Source organism: Halorhabdus utahensis DSM 12940 (assembly GCF_000023945.1).
GTDB lineage: Archaea > Halobacteriota > Halobacteria > Halobacteriales > Haloarculaceae > Halorhabdus > Halorhabdus utahensis.
Genome location: NC_013158.1, coordinates 47,161 through 69,707, shown reverse-complemented (window position 1 = coordinate 69,707; position 22,547 = coordinate 47,161). Strand labels below are relative to the sequence as shown.

At 63.2% G+C, this 22,547-nt stretch carries 22 protein-coding genes; 5 read left to right on the top strand and 17 right to left on the bottom strand.

Annotation, left to right across the window (positions count from 1 at the left end):
* Positions 1 to 43 precede the first annotated feature (43 nt).
* The 5 genes from HUTA_RS00340 to HUTA_RS00320 form a co-directional block, all read right to left on the bottom strand.
* Positions 44 to 1,774: a flippase activity-associated protein Agl23 gene (locus HUTA_RS00340; protein ID WP_049941119.1), complete on the bottom strand. Its 1,731-nt coding sequence runs from the start codon at positions 1,772 to 1,774 to the stop codon at positions 44 to 46.
* A gap of 57 nt (positions 1,775 to 1,831) precedes the next feature.
* Positions 1,832 to 2,086 carry a hypothetical protein gene (locus HUTA_RS00335; RefSeq protein ID WP_012795133.1) on the bottom strand — a complete coding sequence of 85 codons (255 nt, stop codon included), beginning with the start codon at positions 2,084 to 2,086 and terminating at the stop codon, positions 1,832 to 1,834.
* 152 nt (positions 2,087 to 2,238) lie between these two features.
* Positions 2,239 to 2,769 carry a DUF5815 family protein gene (locus HUTA_RS00330; protein ID WP_012795132.1) on the bottom strand — a complete coding sequence of 177 codons (531 nt, stop codon included), beginning with the start codon at positions 2,767 to 2,769 and terminating at the stop codon, positions 2,239 to 2,241.
* 80 nt (positions 2,770 to 2,849) lie between these two features.
* Positions 2,850 to 3,266, bottom strand: a complete 417-nt coding sequence (locus HUTA_RS00325; protein WP_012795131.1) for a DUF7124 domain-containing protein — start codon at positions 3,264 to 3,266, stop codon at positions 2,850 to 2,852.
* Between the two features lie 66 nt (positions 3,267 to 3,332).
* Entirely contained in the window at positions 3,333 to 4,577 is a 1,245-nt protein-coding gene (locus HUTA_RS00320; RefSeq protein ID WP_012795130.1) for an NAD(P)/FAD-dependent oxidoreductase, read from the bottom strand.
* Positions 4,578 to 4,774: 197 nt separating this feature from the next.
* Between HUTA_RS00320 and HUTA_RS00315 the strand changes: the two genes are divergently transcribed.
* Positions 4,775 to 5,383 (top strand): DUF6149 family protein, encoded by a 609-nt coding sequence (locus HUTA_RS00315; RefSeq protein WP_012795129.1) that lies wholly within the window; start codon positions 4,775 to 4,777, stop codon positions 5,381 to 5,383.
* A gap of 66 nt (positions 5,384 to 5,449) precedes the next feature.
* The gene (locus tag HUTA_RS00310; protein WP_012795128.1) at positions 5,450 to 5,857 is read left to right on the top strand and encodes a hypothetical protein; all 408 of its coding nucleotides are present in this window, start codon (positions 5,450 to 5,452) and stop codon (positions 5,855 to 5,857) included.
* Positions 5,858 to 5,926: 69 nt separating this feature from the next.
* On the opposite strand, the gene HUTA_RS00305 is transcribed toward HUTA_RS00310, so the two are convergent.
* From HUTA_RS00305 to HUTA_RS00295, 3 genes are all read right to left on the bottom strand, one after another.
* Positions 5,927 to 6,826, bottom strand: coding sequence for a hypothetical protein (locus HUTA_RS00305; RefSeq protein WP_012795127.1), 900 nt, complete (start codon positions 6,824 to 6,826; stop codon positions 5,927 to 5,929).
* Positions 6,827 to 6,975: 149 nt separating this feature from the next.
* On the bottom strand, positions 6,976 to 8,289 hold the full coding sequence (locus tag HUTA_RS00300; protein WP_012795126.1) for an NAD(P)/FAD-dependent oxidoreductase: 1,314 nt from the start codon (positions 8,287 to 8,289) through the stop codon (positions 6,976 to 6,978).
* A 79-nt stretch (positions 8,290 to 8,368) separates the two neighbouring features.
* On the bottom strand, positions 8,369 to 10,558 hold the full coding sequence (locus HUTA_RS00295; protein ID WP_012795125.1) for a sensor histidine kinase: 2,190 nt from the start codon (positions 10,556 to 10,558) through the stop codon (positions 8,369 to 8,371).
* A 106-nt stretch (positions 10,559 to 10,664) separates the two neighbouring features.
* Between HUTA_RS00295 and HUTA_RS00290 the strand changes: the two genes are divergently transcribed.
* Positions 10,665 to 11,540 carry a homoserine kinase gene (locus tag HUTA_RS00290; protein ID WP_012795124.1) on the top strand — a complete coding sequence of 292 codons (876 nt, stop codon included), beginning with the start codon at positions 10,665 to 10,667 and terminating at the stop codon, positions 11,538 to 11,540.
* A gap of 2 nt (positions 11,541 to 11,542) precedes the next feature.
* On the opposite strand, the gene HUTA_RS00285 is transcribed toward HUTA_RS00290, so the two are convergent.
* Together HUTA_RS00285 and pdxS are read right to left on the bottom strand one after the other, a co-directional pair.
* The gene (locus HUTA_RS00285) at positions 11,543 to 12,727 is read right to left on the bottom strand and encodes a mechanosensitive ion channel family protein (protein ID WP_143920303.1); all 1,185 of its coding nucleotides are present in this window, start codon (positions 12,725 to 12,727) and stop codon (positions 11,543 to 11,545) included.
* A 111-nt stretch (positions 12,728 to 12,838) separates the two neighbouring features.
* A complete protein-coding gene (pdxS, locus tag HUTA_RS00280; RefSeq protein WP_012795122.1) occupies positions 12,839 to 13,744 on the bottom strand; it encodes a pyridoxal 5'-phosphate synthase lyase subunit PdxS in 906 nt (301 codons plus the stop codon).
* A gap of 123 nt (positions 13,745 to 13,867) precedes the next feature.
* Between pdxS and HUTA_RS00275 the strand changes: the two genes are divergently transcribed.
* Positions 13,868 to 15,109 carry a tripartite tricarboxylate transporter permease gene (locus tag HUTA_RS00275; protein ID WP_012795121.1) on the top strand — a complete coding sequence of 414 codons (1,242 nt, stop codon included), beginning with the start codon at positions 13,868 to 13,870 and terminating at the stop codon, positions 15,107 to 15,109.
* A gap of 685 nt (positions 15,110 to 15,794) precedes the next feature.
* Here the strand turns inward: HUTA_RS00275 and corA are convergent.
* The 6 genes from corA to HUTA_RS00245 form a co-directional block, all read right to left on the bottom strand.
* A complete protein-coding gene (corA, locus tag HUTA_RS00265; RefSeq protein WP_012795120.1) occupies positions 15,795 to 16,772 on the bottom strand; it encodes a magnesium/cobalt transporter CorA in 978 nt (325 codons plus the stop codon).
* Complete coding sequence (locus tag HUTA_RS15435; RefSeq protein ID WP_012795119.1) at positions 16,769 to 16,936, bottom strand: hypothetical protein; 168 nt, start codon at positions 16,934 to 16,936, stop codon at positions 16,769 to 16,771. Before HUTA_RS15435 ends, corA begins: the two co-directional genes overlap by 4 nt.
* A gap of 71 nt (positions 16,937 to 17,007) precedes the next feature.
* Complete coding sequence (gene cysS, locus HUTA_RS00260; RefSeq protein ID WP_012795118.1) at positions 17,008 to 18,498, bottom strand: cysteine--tRNA ligase; 1,491 nt, start codon at positions 18,496 to 18,498, stop codon at positions 17,008 to 17,010.
* Between the two features lie 67 nt (positions 18,499 to 18,565).
* On the bottom strand, positions 18,566 to 19,033 hold the full coding sequence (locus HUTA_RS00255; protein ID WP_012795117.1) for a DUF7523 family protein: 468 nt from the start codon (positions 19,031 to 19,033) through the stop codon (positions 18,566 to 18,568).
* 51 nt (positions 19,034 to 19,084) lie between these two features.
* The gene (locus HUTA_RS00250; RefSeq protein ID WP_012795116.1) at positions 19,085 to 19,642 is read right to left on the bottom strand and encodes a DUF7524 family protein; all 558 of its coding nucleotides are present in this window, start codon (positions 19,640 to 19,642) and stop codon (positions 19,085 to 19,087) included.
* Positions 19,643 to 19,675: 33 nt separating this feature from the next.
* Positions 19,676 to 19,870, bottom strand: coding sequence for a methytransferase partner Trm112 (locus HUTA_RS00245; RefSeq protein WP_012795115.1), 195 nt, complete (start codon positions 19,868 to 19,870; stop codon positions 19,676 to 19,678).
* Positions 19,871 to 19,979: 109 nt separating this feature from the next.
* Between HUTA_RS00245 and HUTA_RS00240 the strand changes: the two genes are divergently transcribed.
* Positions 19,980 to 21,074, top strand: a complete 1,095-nt coding sequence (locus HUTA_RS00240; RefSeq protein ID WP_012795114.1) for a Gfo/Idh/MocA family protein — start codon at positions 19,980 to 19,982, stop codon at positions 21,072 to 21,074.
* A gap of 15 nt (positions 21,075 to 21,089) precedes the next feature.
* On the opposite strand, the gene HUTA_RS00235 is transcribed toward HUTA_RS00240, so the two are convergent.
* Positions 21,090 to 22,478, bottom strand: a complete 1,389-nt coding sequence (locus HUTA_RS00235; RefSeq protein WP_012795113.1) for an adenylosuccinate synthase — start codon at positions 22,476 to 22,478, stop codon at positions 21,090 to 21,092.
* Positions 22,479 to 22,547 lie beyond the last annotated feature (69 nt).

Sequence of the window (22,547 nt, the reverse complement as noted above, 5' to 3'; positions counted from 1 at the left end):
GGCGAAAGGTTACGATCATCGAAGTCTGATTTCGAATATCGTATCAGCGAGTGTCACCCTCGTGACCGGCCGTCGCAGCTGACAGGGCCTCTCGATCGATATAGAATGCCAGTGATTTTCCCCCGAGATGGTACTCGAATCCGACGACGCTGATCGTCCGCGGGCCGGGCCGGATCAGGATCGCCTCCTCGCGCACGGCGTAGCCATCGAGTGCCCCACCGACGTCCGATCGTGCGTCACTCTCGGCGATCACGACGGGTGGTGGATCAGCGGCGATGTCCGCGACAGTGTCGACACTGTCGACCGTGGCGTTTGCCCGTTCGGTGTACCACGGTAACGGCAGCCGGTTGAACCAGCGTGGCGGGACAGGTGGGTGATCCGCCCGAGCTTCGTCCCTGATCGAGAGGTTGCCGTAGTAGAGAACGTCTGTCCCCTCATTGTGGGCTGCGACCGCCTGCATGTCCTCGATTATTGGACGGAGGTCGCCACTCGGCTGTCCGCCCTGTGCGACGATGTTCAGTTCGTGAGGCGGCTGCTGAAAGGTCGTTAGCCCGGCCGAGGCAATGACGAAGCCGCCCGAAGAGACGAGCAATGCGGCCAAACCGATCGCTTCGAGTTGGCGGCGCTCGACGCGAGCTTTTCGGATTCGGTCGACGGTGGCGACGAGCCCGATGGCGGCGGGGATCGCCAGCGCGATCACGACGTGGACGGCGAGCCACGGCGCTTTGACGTCAGCGACGTATGGATAGCCGACGACGCCCGACAGCGCCCACCAGCCACAGAACGTCACGATGGGTCGTGGTTGCCACCGAACTGCCAGGGCCGCGAAGACAGCGGTCGCGGCGGCCGCGACGGCGAGCACGATCACAAAGTGCGCGAGATACGGACCGTACGCGTGCCCACGGATGCTCGGTGACAACCAGAGGTCCGCGATCTCCCCCATCGATCCGAGTGTGGCGTGCCGTACGACGCCGGGGAGCAATGTCGGGTCGGCCACTGCACTCCAGAGGCCAACGTCCGTCTTCGGCGAGCGTGGTGCGTAGAAGAACACGAACACCGCAAGGATCTCGACGGGGAGCACGATGAGACTCCGTCGCCAGGCCCACGCGCGGCGGCGGATGGCACGCGCCCATCTTTGCAGTGTCTTCCTCGGATCTCCATTGCCGTAGTGATCGTCGGCGAGTCGGGAGAGAGCCAGGAGCGTGCCGGCTCCGAGCCACGAGACCGGGTAGAGGATCGCGTTCTCCTTGACGGTGAGCGAAAGGGCGAACGCGATTGCGGCGAGGTGAAGATAGCGTCGACGGTCCAGATCAACGGCAGCCACCAGCGCGCCGAACGTGACGAACACGAAGGCGGCGACCGGGACGTCGCTGCGCATGAACCGCGAGTAATAGAGCAGGAGTGGGTTCGCCGCGAGGACGACACCGAGGGCGATCGTCTCGACATCGCGAAGCCGTGATCGAAACAGCAACGCTGTCGCCGGAAGCGCGCTCCCGATCAGGGCCACCGGCAGCCGCATCGTGAAATCCGAGACGCCGCCGATCTCGAAGGTCCACCGGGTGACGTGCTGGACGAACGGGCCATGGATGATCGGCCGGTATTCCCACCACCCGGTGGCGGCCGTGTGGAGGATCCAGTACCCCACTCGACCCTCGTCCCAGTGGGCGATCCGCACGTCGAGCGCGACGAGTCGGGCCACGAGCGCGACGAACACGACGAGTGTGATCGCTCGCCGCGGCTCTCGTACCTCCAGCCGATCGATGACGCTACGCACGAGCGGAGCCACGGCGGGTCGTCTCAAACGTGTTGTGATCGAGAAGCGCGCGAGGGGCTACTGGCCACGGTCGTCGAACCGATACCGATAGGGGTGACCGCGGATGACTTCGACGTTCCCTCGTTGGGCGTGACGACCGAGGACAGTCGCGATCTCGTGGGGACTCTCGAACGGTTCGTCGTGGGCCTGCAGGACCTCGTGGATCTCCCGCGCAGTGAGTGGCTCCTCGAGATCCGTCTCGGCAAGCACGGCGCGAATACGCTCGAACTCGCCGTGGCGCAGCATGGTCTGACAAACGTCCCCGAACACCATTAAACACCGTCAGACTGGCGTCTGACGGCTGTTGCCCGCCATTCGACAGAAGGCGACGGGTCCGAATGTCACACAGACGTCATTGCCGCCGGCATTGTCACACGTCGCGGTCAGACGGCGTGGGTACCGCCACTCGTCAGCTTCCACTACGGTTAGACGGGGGTATCGTTGTCCCCGTCGAAGTCGCGTTCGGCACGGTACGCATCGACGAACGTTCCCACGTCGAACTCACGCATGTCTTCCTCGAACGTTTCCCGCGCTGTGTCGTCTTCGGCGTGGCTGATCGCGTGTTCCATGAGGTCGACGACGAGTTCGACCACGATCTCGTGGAGCCGACGCGAATCGAATTCGGATACCCACAGCAGCCCACACCCGATCGCCCCATCGTCCTCGACGTCCTTCGCGACTATGTCGTCGGGAAATTCCTCCATGACGATGCCCATCAGGTGGCCCGTCCCGAGTTGTTCCGCCTCCCCACTCGGTTCGACAGTCTCGGCCAGAGTGTCGACGAGAAACGACGGCAGGAACCTGGTCAGCGGATGAACGTCCATCACGAGGGCGTGGGACTGACCGCAGTGACACTCGAATTCGCGCCGACCCATGTCGAAAGTATGGATGTCTACGGTCTCGCCACACGGAAGTTCCAGCCGGTCCTCGTCGCTCGGAACGCGGGGGGTAGCCATCGGCGGAGATTGCGGGTCCGGGGGGTTAAACGACGCGGTACCCGAAGTAACTGCCCACCAAGGGACAACGCCGTCCGCTCTCAGGGCCAATCATCGCGCGTCTCGGCGGTGTCTTCGGCCGAGGGGACTTCGGGTTCGCCGAGTTCCCACTCGGCTGCCTCGGCGGCGTCCTCGACGTCGAGATATTCCCACCCGTTCGACCGGGCCGCCTCCGCAGCCACCTCGTCAGTGCCGACGTAGACGTATCGGGGAGTTTCGAACTGGTCTTTGATCGTCTCGAAGCTCTCCGCACGCCCGCGAGGCCCGGAGAAGAAGTCCTGGCGGATCCGGTGTTTCCGGGCGAAGTTCGTCACGACGTAGGTCGGCTCTTCGGAGACGATGCCCACGTACTTGCTCCACTGGCGAGCATCACTGAACACTGTATCCGGATGTGCCAGGTGTTGTAGGGCGTCGATGTCGAACGCAAGCGTCATCTCGCCGTCGGCGTCAGCGTCCATATCCCGGGACAACAGCGTCGCGAGCAAAACGGTGTCGATCCGACAAGGGCACGTCTTCCGGCACAGTCACTTCTCGACGGCAGGGGGTGCCAATGCGTCGAGGTCGACTTCCGGTTCGAGTAACGCCTCCTTTTGATCGCCAACCGGTCGCTCCTCGCGGATGATCTGTTTGAAGGCTTGCTGCTGGGAGAGGTCGCCGATCAGGACACCGCCGATAAGCTGGCCGTCCTTGAACGTGAGCCGTCGCCACTCGGTGTCTGAATACTTCCGTTCGGCCTCGTCGTCGCCGATCGTCGGATGACCGAAGGACAGAAACGGGAAGTCGAAGTGTGTGATCGAGTACGAGGAGACGTAGCGAAACGTCTCGACGGGTTCGTCGGCGACCATGTTCTCGGCGGCGACGACGCCCTGCTCTTTGGCGCTACCCCACGAGCCGTTCTGGGCACGTTCATCCAGAATGACGTCGAAGTACTGCGTCAGGTCGCCGGCCGCGTAGACGTCCTCGACGCCGGTCCGCATGTGTTCGTCGACCACGATGCCGTCGTCGAGTTCGACGGGTGTGTCTTCGAGAAAGTCGGTGTTGAAGTCCAGCCCGATCGCGACGGCAGCGAACGCACCGTCGTGGAACTCGCCGTTCGCGTCCACGGCCCCGGTGACGTGGCCGTCGTCGTCGACCTCGAAGCGTTCGACGCCGCTCTCGAAGACGGGCGTGACGCCCTTTTCCCTGAGTGCCTCGTGAATGATCTCCGCGCCGTCGAGGCTCAAGGCGTAGCGCCACCACCGGTTGCCCCGCATGAGGTAGTCGGCCTCGACGTTTTGTGCCCCACAGATCGCAGCGAGGTCGATGCCGAGCAGTCCGGCCCCGACGATCACGCCCGTCTCGGCTTCGGCAGCGTGGTCGCGGATCGCCCGGGCATCCTTGAACGTCCAGAAGTAGTGGACGCCTTCGGCGTCACTGTTTTCGACCGGGAGCCTGGTCGGTGTCCCCCCGGTGGCGACCAGCAACTTGTCGTACTCGTAGGTGGTGCCGTCGTGAGCCTCGACGACCTTCGCGTCGGTGTCGACCGACGTGATGCGGGTGTTGAGTGCGAGGTCGATGTCCCGCTCCTCGTACCACTCTTCTTCGTGAATCGAGACCGGTTCTTCGGGGAGGGTACCTTTGGCGAACTCCTTGATCAGAATGCGGTTGTAGAGAGGTTCGCCCTCGTCGGTGATGATCGTGACGTCGGCGTCGGGATCCGCTTCACGGATCGTCTCCGCGGCGGAACTCCCGGCGATGCCGTCGCCGAGGATCACGTGCGACGTGGTCATGCTCCCGATGTTGGGACCGGGGCCTAATGTGGATTGCTATCGGCACAATCCCCGCTGGCAGTCCCCGATTAGGGACTGGGATAGCCCGCTCGGCCGGCGGCTCGATGGTCGTCAAACCGTGCCAGATTGGGAACGGGTCCGCCGGTGCTTGCCGTCGTCCCGGTATTGATGTGACCGGAGCGCCTACGGATCACAAGATGAAAATCAAGCAAAGCGTCAAACACTGGGCCGCCAAACAGAGTTTGACTGCGCCGGTAGTGGGCGAGATGGTGTCCGACAAGCTGGTCGATCTCCACACCGGTGTCTTCCTGGACTGGGCCGAGGAGAACCGCCAGGAAGAGCGGCGCGAACGCCTGGAAGGGTTCTTCGACGCGACGATGGACACCTACGTCGCGGCACTCGAGGAAGGCCACCCGGAGGCAGAAGCACGGGAGATCACCCACGCCCAGGCCAACTTCGACTTCTACAACCACGGCTGGACGGAGATGATGGAATTCCCCGTCGAGGAGGTCGAGGCCCACTACGATCGCTACGCCGACTTCTTCGAGTCTCACGGTATCACGATCGACGACCCGCTCGGTGCGTTCGCGCCGGAGGGCGGCCTGCCCGAAGCTCCATCGACGCCCGAAAAGCTCGATGATCCCGACCATCCCCACGCAATCGGCGGGTTTGCTGATGATGTCTACGTCGAGACCGAAGACGGCGAAATTGTGATCGGCGGCGGCGAGAAACCCGAGGAGGTCGACGTCGAGGAGGCCCCCGGTGTGGATCCGGACGCCGTTGAGGACGCAGAGATAGAGGGCTGAAGGCCGGCCTACCGGGTGCATCTGGAGTGCGTAACTGATTTGTTTCGTTGGATTGACCACTCTCGCATGTCCCCCACTCGCCAGTCAGCCGAGCAAGCGGGTCCACAGCCGATTAGATCGCTCAAAGAGAGCTGGGGACGTGGGAAACACCTCGTCGTCACGTACGTCGCAATCCACATGGTGCTGTTCCCGATCGCGATTGCATTTGCTCATGCACCTGGTGTGTCGATACCAGAGACCTACAGTGGAATTACCGCTGTCTCGGTCGTCGCGGCGCTGGCACTCACACGGTGGCGTCCGGAGTCCCGGCCAATCAGTTTGCGGATGGGATTCGTGGTACTTCTCGGCTATGGAATCGGGGATCTGGGACTGGGAATCCAACAACATTCGCCGGCGTGGATCGCCGTTCGCAACGCGCTCGGTCTCTATCTCGGCTTGCTCCTTGTAGCGCTCGTATACCGTCTGACCCGGTGACGCAGTGATGGTTTGTGATGCCGACGCTCCAGACACAGAAGATCGCGGTCGGCGGGCAACCGTCGAAAGCTAGACAGCCTGAAGAAGGCCCCACCCAACCAGCCCGATGAACACGGCACTGACAGCGAAGATCAGCAGACTCACGTACAGCAGCTTGTTCGTGTGTTCGTTCCGGGATCGGTTCGTCACGAAAAAGGGGCCATCGCTGCCGTCGGACCGAACGACGGCGTTGACCGCTCCGGATTCGTCAGATACCGACTGATCAGTCTCGACCGGCCCGGCGACGAACACCTGGTCGCCATTCTCGATGTGCCCCTCCCGGTACCACCGGTCGCCCCAGTTCAATACCGACCAGACGAACGTGACGATCTCGCCCTTCCCGTCGTAGATTTCGCGTTTGTCCCGGACGATCTCGTCTTCGGGCACGTCAGACAGTTGTGATTCGAGGTCACGATCGGTATCGACCTCGGCGTGGACTTTCCCGCCGGTGACGTACACCGAGGCGTCCTCAGGCTCGACGCGGATCCGTCCCGTGTCGTCTTCGAGCCAGAACCCGGTCGTCATCTGGCCCTCGTCGACAGTCCGCCACGGGGTAGCGAAGTTCGCTCCGGATTCAAGCGGGCTCTCGATCGGATTCAGCGGGTTCCACTCATGGGCCAAGCGCAATGGGGCGATCCCCTTGAGGTAGTACTTGGCGCCAACGCTCCGCTCGTCGGCGAGCGCCGGTTCGATCGGCTTGTCCGCCACGGCCGTGCCTTCGAGGCCCACTAAGCCGTTCGTATTGGCGGCTTCGGCGACCGACGTCTCGCCAGCCCCTCGCAGTGCCAGCCATTGACGGAAGTACCTGACTCCGAAGTACAGCGCCGGGACGAGGAACAGCCCCAGCACAACGAGGAAGAGCACCCACCGCCCGATCGTCCCGATTCCCAGTTGCATGACCGTCCCGCCAAGGTTTCCCAAGCCAAACATATCTGTGGCCGTCAAACACAGGCAATATGAATATTTCGGTGTCGTTTCCAGCGGAGAAATCTTTTGGCTGCCTGGGGCCCACGGCCAGAGTGGGAGCTGAGAAACGCCTCGATACAGTCCCAGCGTCCTGGCCGAACTTCCTGACAGCGCTACTCGTCGTGGTCGATCAACTCGGCGCAGGTCTCGCCGGCAACGATCGCGCCGTTGAGCGAGCGTTCCGGGTACTGGGCTCGCGACGCCATGCCGGCGTAGTAGACGCCTTCGGCTACGTACTCGCTCAGATCATACGGGATGACTTTCTCGAGATAGCCCCGCTCGTAGATGGGTGCCGTCTTCGGACTTCGCGAGGTTTCGATCCAGTTGACTGACTCGCGATCGAACTCCGGAAACAGGTCCTCGATGCCGGTGAGCCAGGTTTCCTCGACGCCCTCGTCGTCCATCTGCCAGAGTTCGTCCTCGCGATCCTGGATGTATTTGACGGCGTACAACAGATGTTCGCCACCGTACTGTTTTGCTGAGACGAGGTTAGTGTGTTCGATGAGCGCGCCGAACGGAGCGTCGTCGGCGATGTTGAGCCAGTACGTGTCCGTCAGCGCCTCCTCCAGACTGATGACTGAACAGACGGTGCCCTGGAAGTCGATCTCGCACTCGTAGCCCGTCAGGGATTCCAGCACGTCGGGCATCGTGGCGATGACGACGCCGTCGACGGCGTGTGGGACCTTCCCCTGATCCGTTTCGACGGTCACGGACTTGACGGCACCGCCTTCGATACCGATGTCGACCGCTCGCGATCCCGTGAAAATGTTCATCTTTCCGACGGCATCGACCAGCGCGTCGATCAGGCGACCGAATCCACCCATTGGATAGCCCAGTAATTCCCCCCTGAGTGGGTCCCGTTCGCCCCGGAACTTCACGCGTCCCAGGAGCCAGGCAGCACTGACGTCATCCCATCGATCGCCGAATTTCGCTTCCAGCAGTGGCTTGAAGAACCGCTCGAAGCACCCGCGGGACGTGTGATCGATGATGAACTCCTTCACTGGAACGTCCTCGAAGTCTTCGAGTCGCTCGTAGGTGTCGAACGAGGGAATGCCACCGCGAACGTCTATATCCAGAACGAGCATGCCAAGGCGGAACTTGTCGTAGACCGAGAGGTGCGGGTAGGCGAGGATCTCCCAGGGTTTGTCCATCGGATGGACGACCCCGTCGACGTAGTATGCGGTACTGCTGTACCCCCACGCCAGGTCGGATTCGAGGCCGAGTTCGTCGATCCACTCGACGATCGTCTCTTCGGACTTCGAGAGATGGTGATAGTACCGCTCGATCGGGTGCCCGGCCGTTTCGTAGGTCGCCGCCAACCCACCGAGGTCCTCACTCGCTTCGAACACGGTTACCTGATGTCCCTGCTCCAGCAGCCGACGGGCCGTTGCCAGCCCCGCGACTCCGCCGCCGACGACGCCAATCATGTCCTGGCTATTGGCGCTTCAGCGAATAGGCCTTTTGCTGTCTTCACCGCTCACTCTCGACAGGGAATACCGGACGGAGTTACTCGTCTGGGGCTCGTTGAAACTCCAATACAGCGATCGTCCCACGCGGTTCGTTGTCTTCGAACCAGACTTCCCCGCCAAAGAGATCGAGTATCAGCGACACGAAATACAACCCGAATCCGTGTGCGGTCTCGCTGACCGAGACGTTCCGCTCGAAGAGTGATTCCTTCAGGTGATCGGAGATGCCGGGGCCGTTATCGGCCACGTGAACCTGCAGCCAGTCCCCGACGTGGGTGACCTCGATTTCGATGCGGGGGCGGTCGGCATCGTTGTGTTCGACGGCGTTCTGGAGGATGATCTCGAAGACGTCCTCTATCAGTCCGTTCGCCCGCACGATGGGCTCGGTTTCACAGCGAAATTCGATGTCGACGTTGTCGTGACGGTCCTCGATAACCGCGATCTGTTCGGTTAGTGCCGGCTTGAGTTCGACGGGCCAGAGACGGTCTTCGGGATCAGTTGTTACCGTGTCGGTGATCGAACGGATTCTGGCAGTGAGGTCCGAGAGTTCCGCAGTCCGGGCCCGAATCCGGTCGAGATACCGCTGACTGTCCGGATCAGGGCCGATGTGTGCGCCGAGGAGATCCGCGTTGCTGTCGATGACCTGCATCCCGTTACGAATGTTATGTCGGAGGACACCATTTAGAAACTCGAGTTGTTCCGTGTGTTGTCTGACGATTCGCCGGTTCTCCCGCAGTTGCTGTTCGTGAACCACTCGGTCCAGCGCAGTCTCCGTCCCATCGGCAAGGATTCTTGCAAACTGTCGGTCCCCACGCGAATAGTCAGTCTCCGCTGACCCGATACAGAACAACCCATGATCGCCCAGCGAGAGAACAAGCATCTCGTCGGCATCGACCGATTCCAGTGGCCCCCATTCCCAGTCGCCAGTTACGACGCCATCCGAATCGGCCTCTTCGTATCGAGACCAGAGCGTTTCGTCCTCGACAGTCAGGTTCGGCGGACGGTCGTCACTCACTGATTCGATCGCCGAGGAGACAGCAGCGGGTCGAAGCTGGTTGTCGTCGTCAGTGGCCAGAAAGACGACAGCGATCTCCTGATCGAGAATCCGATCGATGAACGACACCGCGATATCGGCGATTTCGTCGTCGATCCGGGCATCGATGAGCCCTTCCGTCGCCGCCTGGAGCGCCTCGATCCGGTCGAGGCGCCGCTGCTGGGCCGTGACGTTCCGGAAGACGATCAACCGGCCACGATACTGGTTGTGCTGGTCGGTGATCTCAGTCGTCTGCGGGTTGTACAACCCGTCCTCACCTGTGTCTGTTGTCGAACTCGCCGATATCAACTGATCGCCTGCAGGACGGTCGGTGAACTCCGGAACGGCGTCCCAAAGGTTTCGTCCCGAAAGATCGTCCGTCCCGAAAGCCGCTTTCGCAGCCGTATTGTGGTCGACGACGACGTCTTCGTCGTCGAGGACGATCACCGGATCGGGTAACTCATCGACGACAAGGTCGCTTGCGAGTGGCACAATCGAAAGCAGATCGTACTCGAACAGCGCCCAGCCGACGATCCCGCCGGTAAGGACGAAGGCGAGCGGCGTCGGATCCAATCCAGGATGGGGGCTAAAGCCCATCACGTACAAGGCGTTTGCCAGAAGTGGAAAGACGCTGCCGATGATGATGACGACCGTCTGTTTGCGGTAGACGTTCCGGGCGGCGACCAGAAACCGCACGAGTTGGAGGTAGCCGCCGAGAAGGAAGAGATACGAGAGGGCCGTATAGGCCGCAGTTGCTGTGTCATCCTGCGGGACCGGAGCAGTGATACCGGCAACAGTCTGGAACTGCACGGTCGTCTCCGCCAGCCCATGAACCGGCGCTGTAATCACCAACAGTACGTACGCGAGTGGGGCGGTCCACAGTACCGGATAGAGGACCGATCGTCGATATCGCTCGAACCCGGTATAGACAATCGAAAAGACGACCCACAATGGGGGAACCTGTGCACCGGCAACTGCAGACGTTAGCAACAGTATTGACGCGGTGCTCGCACTTTCTGTCAGCAGGGCACCGGCATAGCAGAACGACCAGATGCTTGCCGCTCCCGCGAGAAGCGCGAACGGCGTGGCGGCCTCGACTTCGCGTCGTCGCCACGCGAAGACAGTCAACCAGGCAGCGACGACTCCCCCGGCAGCACTGCCAGCAGCCACGATGACGGACACGGACAGTTGAACCATCGACTCGACTCTGTTTCCAATTCGAGAGACGGTGGCTTATGTTTACGGGAAGGAGAGTCGCAGTCGGGTTCGCTACCTTTTTGACTGCAGTACGGAAAAGGCGGGTATGCGCACGGCCCGTGCCCCGGCGACGAGCGCCAACCTCGGGAGCGGGTTCGATGTCTTCGGGATCGCACTCTCTCGTCCGGCAGACGTCGTTCGCGTCGAGCGGGCCGATCGGACGACGATCGAGGTGACTGGTGCCGGGAGCCAGTTCATTCCGGAGGATCCCGAGAAAAACACCGTCGGTGCGGTCGCCGAGGCGCTTGACGCGCCAGCCCACATCCAGATCGACAAGGGGATTCGACCAGCGTCGGGACTGGGATCCTCAGCCGCCAGCGCCGCGGCGGCGGCGGTAGCACTGAACGACCTCTATGATCGTGGAAAGTCCCGGAAAGAACTCGTCCCCATCGCGGCCAAGGGAGAGGCTGTCGTCTCCGGGGACGCCCATGACGACAACGTCGCACCCGCGATCCTCGGTGGGTTCACGATCGCCACGCCCGACGGCGTCACACAGATCGATACTGACATTTCCATCGTCGTCACGCTCCCGGAGATCGTCGTCTCGACGCGGGACGCACGCAAGGTGGTGCCGACGGAGACCACCGTCGAGAAACTGGTCGAGACAGTCGGCAACGCGGCGACACTGACCGCCGGGATGTACCGTGACGACCCGGCACTCGTCGGGCGAGGCATGGAAGACGATGTCGTCACGCCCGCCCGAGCGAAACTCATCGACGGTTACGACGCGGTCAGGGATGCGGCACTCGCGGCCGGGGCGACCGGCGTCACGATCAGCGGGGCCGGCCCAGCCGTCCTCGCCGTCACTCGGAGCCGGGACCAGCGGTCGGTTGCCAACGCGATGCTCGACACGTTCGACGCACGAGGGATCGACGCCCGGGCCTACCAGACCCGGATCGGTAACGGGACGCGACTTTACTGAGATCAGGCGTCGTCGACCGTGTTTTCTGATTGCTGCACACGGAAGCCGTTGGTTTCGGCCCGGCCGCTGAGTTCACGCTGCGGGAACGGGATCTTGATCCCCTCGCGGTCGAAGGCTGCTTTCACCTGGGTAACGACCCGCTCGGTCGCGTTCCACTTCCGGGGTGGTGTCGGGTGATCGATCCAGAAACGCATCTCGAGGACGATCGCCGAATCGCCGAAGGACTTCGGGACGATCTGTGGCGGGGGCGCGTCCGCGATGATGTCGATCTGCTTGATGGTCTCCATGGCGACATTCTTGGCGTGTTCCGGATCGGTTTCGTAGTCGATACCGACGTCGACACGAAGGCGAAGTGATCCCCGTCGACTCCGGTTGACGATCGCCCGTTCGTTGACGCGGTCGTTCGGCAGATAGACGACCTCGCCGTTGAAGTTCTCCAGGCGCGTGTTCATGATCGTAATGTCGGTGACGACGCCCTCCTGGTCGCCGATCTCGACCCAGTCACCGATCTCGAACGGGCGCGAGAACATCAACACGAAGCCGGCGATCAGCGCGCCCAGCGTCTGGCGGGCCGCGAGGCCGACGACGATGCCGAGAAAGCCCGCGCCGACCAACAGCCCCTCCGGATTGATCCCCCAGACGGTGAGAATAATCAGTCCGGCAGCCAGAAGGATCGCTATCTGCCCCATCCTGATGACGATCTCCCGTTGATGATCGGTCAGCCAGGTGGCCTCCTCCCCGATCCGGACGACCATCTGCTTGTACTGGTCGGCGCCGACGTACGCCAGCAGGGCGAACAGTAGTGTCAACCCCACACGGCCGAGGAAAGGAACTGACCCACTGAAATACGTGAGCACCATCTCGGCGGTGTCGACGAGTCCCCAAATAACCAGCAATGAAATCCCGGCCGCCGCCAGGACCAGTACCTGCACCAGACGAACGAAGCCCTCGGCGACGGTACCTGGAACGTACCCGCCGACGAGGCGAACCCCGTCGGCAACACGACTTGTCCCGAGACGGGTCGCGATGAGCCGATACGCTCGTTCGAGGCCGAACGGAAGGACGAACGCCGCAATAATGATCGCGAGTACCGCGACGCCGACGCTCGCGGCGATGCGTGCTTCCGTCGTTGCCAACTCCTCCAGAAACTGCCGAAATTCCGAGACCATGGAGACAAGAGAGACCATACAGGGCACAGCGGGATGAACGGACTTGGGTGTTACTGTGACGGTGACCACTGTCGGCCACGTGAAAAAACGACTTGTCATCGACCGCCGTCAAATGGGCCGCAAAGAGCCTCAGACGCCTCGGCCCTGCAACTGCTCGTCTTCCGGCAGGTCGACGTTGGCGTCGCCCTTCATCCCGGAGCCGGTCCCGGCAGCGATCTCGGCCAGCCGTTCGGGGTCGTCGTAGTTGTTGACGGCCTCGACGATCGCCCGACCCATCGCCTCGGGGTCCGCCGCACCGAAGATACCCGACCCGACGAAGATGCCGTCACACTCGTGGTGCATCATCAGTGCGGCATCCGCAGGCGTCGCGATCCCACCGGCGGCGAAGTTGACGACTGGGAGACGACCCATCTCAGCGGTCTCGTGGACGAGTTCGGCTGGGGCTTCGTGCTCACGCGCCCATGCCTCGCGCTCCTCGTGGCTCATCCCCTCCAACTGGCGGATCGCGCCCTTGATCGTTCGCTGGTGGTGGACGGCCTGGTTGACGTCGCCCGTGCCGGCCTCGCCTTTCGTCCGGATCATCGCCGCGCCCTCGTCGATGCGACGCAGGGCCTCGCCCAGGTTGCGCGCCCCGCAGACGAACGGGGTCGTGAAGTCGCGCTTGTCGATGTGATAGGCGTCGTCGGCGGGCGTCAGGACCTCGCTCTCGTCGACCATGTCCACGCCGATGGCTTCGAGGATCTGGGCTTCCTTGGTGTGGCCGATCCGGGACTTGCCCATTACCGGGATCGAAACCTCGTCGATGATCTCCTGGATATCCGCCGGGTCGGCCATCCGCGCGACGCCGCCGCGCTTGCGGATGTCCGCCGGGACCGCTTCTAGGGCCATCACGGCGACAGCACCGGCGTCCTCGGCGATCCGGGCCTGTTCCGGGCTGACGACGTCCATGATGACGCCGCCCTTTTGCATCTTCGCGAAGCCACGCTTGACGAGATCAGTACCCCGACGTAGATCTTCGAGATCGGTTTCCGTCATTGGTTCCGGGTTGGCCGTGGATTCACTTAACAAGTCGCTTTCGTGGGGGAGCGCGTCCCAACGCCGGAGTGGTGTCCACTTTCCGAGCGAGGGTTTAAATCAGGGAGAGGGCCCATTTCCGCCGTGTTTGATCTCGGCGTCAGAATCGCGTTCGCCCCCGAATCGACCGTCCTGGCCGTCGTGGCAATCGCCGGCGGGATCTGCCTCGGGACGATCAGTGGGCTGACGCCCGGCCTGCACGCCAACAACTTCGCGTTGTTGCTGGCAGCCGTCGCGCCGAGCGTACCAGCCCCGCCGCGGCTCGTCGGCGCGGCGATGCTCGCCGCCGGCGTCGTGCATACATTTCTGGATTTCGTGCCCGCACTCGCGCTGGGGGTCCCCGATCCCGCGATGGCCGCGAGCGCGCTGCCGAGCCATCGTCTCGTCCTCGGCGGGCGCGGTCGCGAGGCGCTTCGACTTTCGGCACTGGGGAGCGGGCTCGCTGTCGTTTTCGCGCTCCCGCTCGCGGTCCCGGTGACGCTCGTCATGCTGGAAGTCTATCCCATGCTTGCCGAGCGATTGCCAGTCGTGTTGACGGCCATCGCAGCCGCAGTCATCGCGACGGAGCCGACGAATCACGCCCGAAAGGCCGCGCTGTTGTCGTTTCTCGTCAGTGCCGCCCTTGGCGTCGTCACGCTCGACGTGCCCGCCGACGGCGTCCTCCCGGTCGGAAGCATGCTCGCGCCGCTGTTCGGCGGGCTGTTCGGCGCGCCGGTGTTGATCGACGCCATGCGTGGCGCCGGCGTCCCGAGCCAGGACGACCCCACCGTCCGAACGACACGAAAGTCAGTCGGCGGACTCGCGCTGCTGGGCACCGTCTCGGGGGCGATCGTGGGGTATCTGCCGGGCGTCTCAAGCGCCATCGCGGCGACGCTGGCGCTCGTCAGCGCCCCGTCGAAGTACGGCAGCCGCGGGTTCGTCGTGACCACCAGCGGCGTGAATACGTCGAATACCCTCTTCGCGCTCTGTGCGTTGATCGCCTTCGGCAATCCACGAACCGGCGTGCTCGTGGCGCTCGACCGCTCGGGCGCGCCGCTCGCCTGGCCGCTTCTCGTCGCTTCGGTTCTCATCGCGGCGGCGGTCGGGTTCGTCCTCGTCGTGGTGGTCGGCGACTGGTATCTCCGGGCAGTCAGACGGCTCGATCACGTCCGGCTATCGGTTGGTGTGCTCGCCGTACTGGCGTTGCTCTCGGCGCTGTTCGCCGGGCCGATCGGGGTTGTCGTCTTCGCCGTCAGCACGCTGGTCGGCCTGATCCCTGCCAGATTGGGTGCCCGACGTGTCTCGCTGATGGGCGTGTTGATCGGCCCGTTGATCTTGGGCGTGTGAGTGAGAATGAGGCGACGTATGTCTGGATCGTTCAAACAGCGAGTGATACTCAGACAGAATGATTTAGTATGCTATAATCCGATATCGTTTGGTACCGATTCCGTCTCCACGAAAATTCACGTTGATACAGTACCAATTACACCGGAAAACCCAGAAAGAAACGATCGAAAGTATACCTAACCCATGCACGACAATCCACTGTATTCACAAAAGATACGAGGACTGTTATTTGGGATTTTGATATTCATATGTCTGATTATGTTTTTCGGTCCAGAGATGCTTGCAACGAAGGTCATTGCCGTCTTATCACTGATTGCTGGCACCCTCGCATATTTTGACATATTTGTTTCAAAAAGGAACGTGCTTTTCGTTATCCCATTCATTTTCTCTGTATGGGTGTATGACAGCGTCTATCGCATGGGTATACGGACATCTCTACCATCCGTGATTCTCACGATTATGTCTTTTGTGGCTGTTATTGTTTTGCGAGAGAGGATACAGTCTCAAACATGAAATGTCTATTTTAAAGTGGTTTGTTCATGAGTTCTCAGTGATAGCGGACAGTCACAGCAGGGAAATGTGACATACGAAGGGCATCCAACGAAGCATGACTACACTCAACACGTTCGTCTTGAACAATTGAGCCGTTAACGTGGCAGCGAAGGCCACAGACAGCATTACTTTCTCAGAGATACGACTGCCGCCGGAAGTAAAACACCATCAGTGCCGCGACGCCGGCCATGCCGAGCATGACAGCGGGATAGCCGAACTCCCAGGTCAACTCGGGCATGTTGTACGGCCCGCCGGAGAAGTTCATGCCGTAGACGCCGGCGACGAAGGTCAGCGGGATGAAGATCGTCGCGACGACGGTCAGGACCTTCATCACCTCGTTGGTCGACTGTGAGAGGGCGTTGAGATAGATGTCCCGCGTCCCGACCACCAGATCACGGTACGTCTCCAGCAAGTCGACGAGTTGCACCAGGTGATCGTAGACGTCGCGGTAGTACTTCTGGGTGTCCGGCTGGATACCACGGACATCGCCACGAGCCAGGACGGCGAGCGTCTCCCGGACGGGCCAGACGACTTTCCGGAACGACAGTAACTCCCGGCGGACGCTGTTGATCTCCCCGAGCAGGTCGGCGTCGGGCGACTCGACGACCTCGTCCTCGATGGCCTCGATCTGGCCCTCTAGATGTTCGAGGATCTCGAAGTAGCTGTCGACGAGCACGTCCAGAACTCGATAGGCGGTGAAATCCGGCCCCCGTTCGAGCAGCCGTTCGTCCCCACGACGGACGCTCTCCTGAACACGAGCGACCGGGTCGGCGCTGCCGGTGGCGACGGTGACCAGCCAGTCATCGCCGATGAAGAGGCCAACCGGCTCGTCGTCGATCTCCTCCTCGAAGGTGGTCTCGCCCCGCGTGAGGCGGGCGGTCTTGACCAGGGCGAACGTGTGGGCGCTGAACTCCTCGGCCTTCGCCCGGACGTTGTTGCGCACGTCCTCGATCGCCAGCGCGTGGAGGTCAAACGCGTCGGCGACGGCATCGATCTCCGCGTCGCTCGCATCCTCGACGTGGACCCACGTTGTTCCGTCTGCCGCGCGTGCGGCGGCGATATCCTCGACGGACTCGACGCCGGTCCCGTCGTAGACGAGTGCGTCGATCACGCCGATCCCTCCATCGCACTCGCCCGACCGATCGCAACGAACGTGAGCCCGATCATGATCGCGGCAAGCGAGATTGATCGCCTCGGATAGGAGATGGCGATGCCCGCGAGGTAGCCACTGAAGCCGAGAAGCGAAAGCACTACTCCGGCCATCAGCATTCGCATATCCGTTCCTCGTGAGCCTGTGAAAAAAGCGTTGGCGTGAGAAATCCGACCGAACGGGGAAAGCGACTATCTCAGGGCAGCCGATAGGTCGGGCCGTCGTCGCTGTCCTGGACCTCGACACCGAGTGCGGCGAGTTCGTCGCGTAACTCGTCAGCGCGCTCGTAGTTGCCGGCGTCGCGCTCTTGGGCACGAACGTCGAGGACGAGTTCGACCAGATCCTCGGCCAGGCGAACGTCGCCGGTGTCGCTCCCGCCGTCACCCAGCGGGAGACCGAGGACGCCGACCGCAAACTCGTCGTACACGTCGATCGCGCGTCGAAGGCCACGGTAGTCGTAGGGTTCGACCTCGTCGACGTGGCGGTTGACCGCGCTCGTGAACTCGACCAGCGCTGCCAGTGCTTCACGGGTATTGAAGTCGTCGTTCATCGCACGCGGGATCGCCTCGCGGACTGTTTCGACTGCTTCCCGGAGCGCGTCGTCAGTCGTCTTGGCGGTCGCGTCGACGCTGTCGGCCGCCTCGACGGCGCGTTCGTAGCCGCGTTCGAGCGTCTCGAACCGCTTTGTCGCCTCCGAGAGCGTCTCCTCGGTGTAGGCCGCGCGGCTGTGATAGGCCGTCGACAGCAGGAAGGTCCGGACGACGCCGAGGCCGTATTCGGCGATGGCGTCCTCGACAGTCGCGAAGTTCCCGAGCGAGGAAGACATCTTCTCCTCGCCGGTTTCGAGCAACCCGACGTGGAGCCAGTAGTTGGCGAACCGATCGCCGGTCGCCGCCTCACTCTGGGCGACCTCGTTCTCGTGATGGGGAAAGACCAGATCCTGGCCGCCGACGTGGATGTCGATGGTTTCGCCGAGATGGGTCATGCTCATCGCCGAGCACTCGATATGCCAACCGGGCCGGCCCTGGCCCCATGGCGAATCCCACGTCTGCGCTGTCCGGCAGGCGTCCTCGGCGGGTGCAGCGTCAGCATGGCGGTGCGCTCCGATGTCCGCGGGGTCGACGCCGCCGGCCTTCCAGAGCGCGAAGTCCTGTGGATGGCGCTTTTCCCCCCGCTCGTCAGGATCACCCTGGGCGTCGAGTTCCTCGACCGTCTGGTTCGAGAGCTCGCCGTAGTCCTCGAACGCGGTGACGTCGAAGTACACCGAGCCGTTCGCCTCGTATGCGTAGCCTCGGTCGATCAACGTCTCGACGAGGTCGATGATCTCGGGGACGTGTTCGGAGACGCGGGGGTAGACTTCCGCGCGTTTGAGGTTCAGCGACCGCATGTCCCGGATCACGTCCTGAATATACGTCCGGGCGACGTCGGCTTCGCTCCCGCCGACCTCGCCGACGCGGGCGACGATCTTCTCGTTGACGTCGGTGAAGTTTTCGACGTGGTGGACATCGTAGCCAAGCCACGACAGCCAGCGATGCATCACGTCGACGTGCACCCAGCCGCGAGCGTGGCCAAGGTGGGGCGGATCGGACGTCGTGAGGCCACAGTAATACAAGGTGACCGCGTCCGGATCCTGTGGCTCGAAGGCCTCACGTTCGCCCGAGAGCGTGTTCGTCACGCGTAGGGTCATCGTGGGACGGTCGACGGGGCGAGCGCTTCAATCCGTCGAAGCCGGCCCGACACGCCGATCACGTCTCTCAGATCATCGCTTCGACGAACCGGACCACGTCCGGCCCGTCACGGCGATCGACGACGAGGACGAGATACCCGTCGGCGACGGCGGCAGCCTCGACGGCGACGTCCTCGGCGTCGAGTCGGGCGAGCACCCGAACCAGTGATCGTGCGTCGATGGTGCCGGTGGCCGCCACGCCGGTCAGCGACCCGGCGTTCTCGGCATACGTCGTCTCGCCGACTGTGAGTAACCCGCCGTCGCCGTGCTCTACAGCGCCCAGCCCGCTGTGCATCGTGACCCGTGGGGACCCATCCGGGATATCACGTTCGGGGAGTTCCGCGGCGTATCGCCGAAGCGCAGCGGCAACCGCTTCCTCGTCACCGACGTCGAGCAGCCGCGCGGCGGCGGAGTAGTTGATCACGCCTGCACGCAGGCCTTCGTGGACGAACGGGTGGGCGCGGGCGGCTTCGCGGGCTCTCGCTGCCAGCGTCATACGTTCGTCTCCGGCGGACACCACCATAACTGTACTGCGAGGCCGTGACGCTCACTCGACGAAAAGGACGTACAGTGCGACGATCACGCCGGCCAGAACCACGAGCGCACCGAGACCGACGACGAACGCCTGGAGAGCAAATGCGATCCCGGCGGTGACGACGAGGGCACCGATAGCGAGGGCAGCGACCGGCACGGCCGGCCCGTCGGCAACGAGCCCCTCGGTCTGGTCCGCGGCGACAGGCTGGGGTTCGGCAAGCGATTCGTCGACCCGAACGGAGTCTTCCTCCTCGTCGGGTTCGGTTACGATCACGTCGACGTAGCGCGTCTGGGCACCGTAGCCGCTGACGACCTTGAGCTTGCCCCGGATGGTCGCACCGTCCCGGACCGAGACCGTGACGCGCCGTTCGCTCTCGCCGTCGACGTAGTGATTGGTCGCCTCCAGGCTTGCGACGGTCGAGAGGTCGTCGTCGAGATGAAGGTGGACGTGCAGTGGCTGGCCGTGATTGACGAGTCGAACGTCGAACGTGCCGGTGGTTTCGAAGGACGTGGGCACCGCTATGTCGTGAAGTTCCTCGCGGTTGACGTGGACGGGGAGCGGGTCTACCACACGTGTCTCTCCGACGGGACCGGTAAAAAAGCTCTAGGCCGGTGCGTCCTCGCGCATGTCCGGCGGGAGCAGGTTGGGAATGCCGTCCTCGATCGGGTACGTCTCGCCGCACTCGGTACACGTCAGCGTCCCGGCGACGATTTCCCCGTCCTCGCGTTCCTCGACGTCGAGTTCGAGATCGTGTTTGTCGAGCGGACAGCAGATAATGTCCATCAGGTCTTCTTGCATACCTCTACCTACGCCCCCCGCGGCAAAAACGTGCCGCTCGCGTCGGATTGATTTACGGGAACACCCGTTCCCGAAACGCCGATACGTGCCCCGTCCGTCGGCCAAGACGATGACCTACGACGTCGCCGTCGTCGGAACGGGTGCGGAACCCGAGAACCCGACAACGGACAGCTGGTCGATGGCGTATCGCCACGCGGAAGCCTACGAACGTAACGACGAGACACGGCTGGTTGCCGCGGCCGACCGGCACTCCGATCGCGTCGAAGCATTCGCGGAGACGTTCGACCTGCCTGAGGACGGCCGGTTCTCGGACGCGATCGAGCTGTTCGACGCCGTCGATCCCGACGTGGTGAGTCTGACGGTCCCGCCCGAGGCTCACGCAGACCTCACGGTGGCCGCTGCCCGTCGCGGCGTCGAGGCGATCCACTGTGAGAAGCCGATGGCAGCCACGTGGGCCGGCGCACAACGGATGGCACAGGCAGCCTGGCGGGCCGACACCCAGTTGACGTTCCACCGAATGCGTCGCTTCGGCCGGCCGTTTCGGGCCGCGACGGAACTACTCGACGCGGGTGAGATCGGCGACCTCCAGCGGGTCGAGATCGGGTGGGACGACTTCTATGACACCGGCGCACACAGCATCGACCTCGCGGGGATGTTCGCCGGCGAGCCCCAGGCAGAGTGGGTCCTCGCACAACTCGATTACCGCGAGGAAGATGTCCGCTTCGGGATGCACCAGGAGAACCAGATGCTCGCCCAGTGGACGTACGACAACGGCGTCGATGGGCTCCTTTCGACGGGCGATCGATCCGACCTGGTCGGGGCCGCGTTTCACCTCGTCGGCAACGATGGCGAAATCCGAATCGACGCCGACGACGGCCCGATGCTTGAAGTCCGGCGAGCCGGCTCAGGGACGTGGGAGACGGTCGACGTCGACGGCGAGACGCTCCATCACGCCGGAACGGGTGAGTACGAATACGGAAACGCCTATCACCAACGAGCGATCGACGACGTGATCGACGCCGTCGGGAGCGACCGCGAGTCCGAACTTCGGGCGCGTCATGGGCTGAACACCGCCGAGATAATTTTCGGCGGGTATGAATCAGTTCGCCGGCGTGGGCGCGTCGACTTCCCGCTGACGATCGACGACAATCCGTTCGAGGCGATGGTGGCGGCGGGCGAGGTCGGCCCCGACAGCGAAACGTAGTCCTGCGGTGGGCGATCAGTACGGCGTCTCGCGAACGATCGTGTCCTCACGCGACGGGCCGACGCCGATCGCGTAGATCGGGACATCGAGTTCGTCGCTCATGTATTCCAGATAGGTACGAGCGTCCGCCGGGAGCGCGTCGTAGCCCTCGGCAGCGACTGCTTCCCAGTCCTGCTCGCCCCAGCCGTCGAAGGTCCGGAAGACGGGCTCGCAGTCGGCCCATCGCTCGGTGGTCGGCGGCATCGTCTCGAGACGCTCGCCGTCGAGTTCGTAGGCCTCGGCTACCTCGAGTTCGTCCAGCCCGGCGAGGGTGTCGACGTGATTGACCGCCAGCCCGGTGAAACCGCTGGCACGGGTGGCGTGGCGAAGCATCGGCATGTCGAGCCAGCCGACCCGGCGTGGTCGGCCGGTGACGGTCCCGTACTCGTCGCCCGCGTCGCGGATGTACGTCGCGAGTTCCTCAGCTTCGGTCCGCGGGTTCTCGGGGTCGCCGTCGTAGCCCGGCGTGTCACCGGGCACGCCGCCCAGTTCCGTGGGGAGTGGCCCGCTGCCAACCCGCGTGAGATAGGCCTTGACGATGCCGACGACCTCGCCGTCGCCGATGACGCCGGGGCTGAGCCCGGTGCCGACCGTTGCGCCGCCCGCGGTCGGGTTCGAGGAGGTGACGAACGGATAGTTCCCGTGATCGATGTCGATGATCGTCCCCTGGGCCCCCTCCAGCATGAGGGACTTGCCCGAGGCCCGCGCCTCGGACAGGAACGCGCCGGCGTTGACGGCCATGTCTTCCCGTTCGATCCGGCGACCGTACTCGTTGAACTCCTCGAAGAGCGCATCGATATCGAAGGCGCTCGGGTATTCCTCGACGTTGTCGACGTCGAGACCGTAGACGTCCTCGGCGATCGCACGCTTCTGGGGAACGACGTATTCGAGTCGATCCCGCAGGACACCGGGGTCGAGCAGGTCGCCGATTCGGACGCCACGACGGCCGGCTTTGTCCTCGTAGGTCGGACCGATCCCACGACCGGTGGTGCCGACCTCCTGGTCGTCCTCGCTTTTGACGTCCTCCTCGATCCCGTCGAGGACGCGGTGGAACGGCATGATCACGTGTGCACGCTCGGCAACGCGCACGTCGGGGTCGAGATCCCGGTCCCGGAGCATCTGTAGTTCGTCGAACAGGGTCCGTGGATTGATCACGCACCCGTTCCCGAGGACGCCCACTTTCCCCCGGATCGCGCCGCTTGGCACCAGTGACAGCTTGTACTCTTCCCCGCTGTGACACACCGTGTGACCGGCGTTGTCGCCGCCTTGATACCGGACGACGACGTCGGCTTCGTCGCTGTAGAGGTCGACGACCCGGCCCTTTCCCTCGTCGCCGAGCTGTGACCCAACGATCGTAACGGTCATCACTCGCCCGTTTTTTCCACCCCGATAAACAGATTACGGTCGGCGCGTCCTGATAGTCACTCTATCACA